Annotated in this window: 3 protein-coding genes; 1 reads left to right on the top strand and 2 read right to left on the bottom strand. The window is 74.8% G+C overall.

Features of this window, described 5'->3' with window-relative positions:
• Both SSNG_RS32145 and SSNG_RS32140 read right to left on the bottom strand, forming a co-directional pair.
• On the bottom strand, positions 1-873 hold an 873-nt coding region (locus SSNG_RS32145), incomplete at its 3' end, for an alpha/beta hydrolase (RefSeq protein ID WP_042802494.1).
• Positions 874-1,040: 167 nt separating this feature from the next.
• The gene (locus SSNG_RS32140; protein ID WP_007268116.1) at positions 1,041-1,436 is read right to left on the bottom strand and encodes a cupin domain-containing protein; all 396 of its coding nucleotides are present in this window, start codon (positions 1,434-1,436) and stop codon (positions 1,041-1,043) included.
• A 52-nt stretch (positions 1,437-1,488) separates the two neighbouring features.
• Between SSNG_RS32140 and SSNG_RS32135 the strand changes: the two genes are divergently transcribed.
• Positions 1,489-2,008: AraC family transcriptional regulator (locus SSNG_RS32135; RefSeq protein ID WP_007268115.1), on the top strand; the 520-nt coding region annotated here is incomplete at its 3' end.

Below are 2,008 nucleotides of genomic sequence, written 5' to 3'. Positions count from 1 at the left end.
GCCGGCCTCGCGCAGCGCCGCGTCGAGCGCCTCGCTCTGGCTGTAGGGGACCAGGCCGTCCCGGGTGCCGTGGACCAGCAGGAAGGGCGGCGCGCCGGGGGCACCGGCCGCGCCGGCTCCTTCGGCTCCCTCGGCTCCCTCGGCGGCGAGCCGGGCGTACGTCACCGGGCTCGCCGCACGGGCCGCGTCCGGTCGCGCCCCCTCGGTGCCGCCCAGCAGCGCCTCGTAGGGGTCCGGGTACTCCACGCCCGGCGGCATCGGCGGCATGGGGTGCTCGCGCAGGGCGGCCAGGTCGGAGACGCCGTACCAGTCGACGACGGCCCGTACCGAGGTGTCGCCGGCGCCTACGCCCTCGGTGCCCTCCAGGGCGTCGGCGCCGGGGGTGTGGGGACCGGTCAGACCCGCCAGGGCGGCGAGGTGGCCGCCCGCGGACTCGCCCCAGACCGCGATGCGGTCCGGGTCGACGCCGAAGGCGCCGGCGAACTTCCGGACGTAGCGGATCGCGGCCTTCACGTCGTGCAGCTGCGCCGGGAAGGGCGCTTCGAGGCTGTGCCGGTAGTCGATGGCGACCAGGGCCAGCCCGGCCCCCAGCACGGCGCCGTGCAGCAGCGCGGCGGGGACCGTCGGCGGCGGGTAGCGCCGGTCACCCTCCAGCCAGCCGCCGCCGTGGATCCAGACCACGGCCGGGACGGGGCCCCGCGCGGTGGCGGGCACCTGGACGTCCAGCAGCCGCGGCCGGTAGCCCGGCCGGGTGGCGTAGGTGACCCCGTCGAAGCGGCGGACGCCGTCCTCGGCGACCACGGGCGGCACGGGCGCCAGGAAGGGAGGGGGCGGCCAGGTCAGGTCGGGCTCGACCGGGAGCGAATGCGTCATTGCGGCCCTTTCACGTGGAGCTGCACGCGACCCCTGTCCGAGTTACACGTGTAACATCAGACTGTAGCCAGCCCCGCCCAAGGCAACAAGGCGGCCGGTGCGGCCGGTTTTCGCGAGGTTGCTCCCGGTCGCTCGCACGAGCGACCCCCAGCCGGCCCCAGTCGGCCTCAGCCGCTGAGCGGATGCCCGGTCGTGGCGTCCACGTGGTCCGGGACCTCGTCGTGGCGGTCGCCCACGGTCGGCGTCCCGGCGGGTTCGAACATGAGGATGGCCGCGCCCGACGGCGCGTGCGGCTTGTGCTCCGTGCCCCGGGGGACGGTGAAGACCGCCCCGCGCGGGAGTACGACCGTGCGCTCCCCGCCGGGCTCGCGCAGGGAGATGCGCAGCTCTCCGTCGAGGACCAGGAAGAACTCGTCGGTGTGGTCGTGGGCGTGCCAGAGGTGTTCGCCCTCGACCTTGGCGACGCGGACGTCGTAGTCGTTGACGCGGGTGACGATGCGGGGGCTCCACAGGGCGTCGAAGGAGGCCAGGGCCTGGTCCAGGGAAACGGGTTCGTGGGTCATGGGCCCATGCTGCGCCGTTCCGCACGTCCGGGGTGAGTGCTAGGAATCGCACATGCCGAAAGAATCCTCGCACCGGGTCGTCGTGATCGTCGACGAGAACTCCAACCCCTTCGAACTGGGCTGCGCGACCGAGGTCTTCGGCCTGCGCAGGCCGGAGATCGGCCGTGACCTCTACGACTTCGCGCTCTGCTCCCCCGCGCCGCGCACGCTGATGCGCGACGGGTTCTTCACGCTCACGGGGGTGGCCGGGCTGGAGGCGGCCGACACGGCGGACACCCTCATCGTCCCCAACCGCCCCGACGTCGAGGTGCCCCGCCGGCCCGCCGTGCTCGACGCCGTGCGGCGGGCGCACGCGCGCGGCGCCCGCCTGGTCGGCTTCTGCAGCGGCGCCTTCACCCTGGCCGAGGCCGGAGTGCTCGACGGCCGCCGGGCCACCGCGCACTGGCAGTGGGCGGACTCCTTCCGGGCCCGGTTCCCCTCCGTCCGCCTGGAGCCGGACGTGCTGTTCGTGGACGACGGCGACATCCTCACCGCCTCCGGAAGCGCGGCCGCACTCGATCTCGGGCTGCACG

Origin of the sequence: Streptomyces sp. C (assembly GCF_000158895.1) — a bacterium.
Lineage (GTDB): Bacteria > Actinomycetota > Actinomycetes > Streptomycetales > Streptomycetaceae > Streptomyces > Streptomyces racemochromogenes.
The sequence above is the reverse complement of the archived record's forward strand: the minus strand, read 5'-3'. Positions and strand labels throughout refer to the sequence as shown.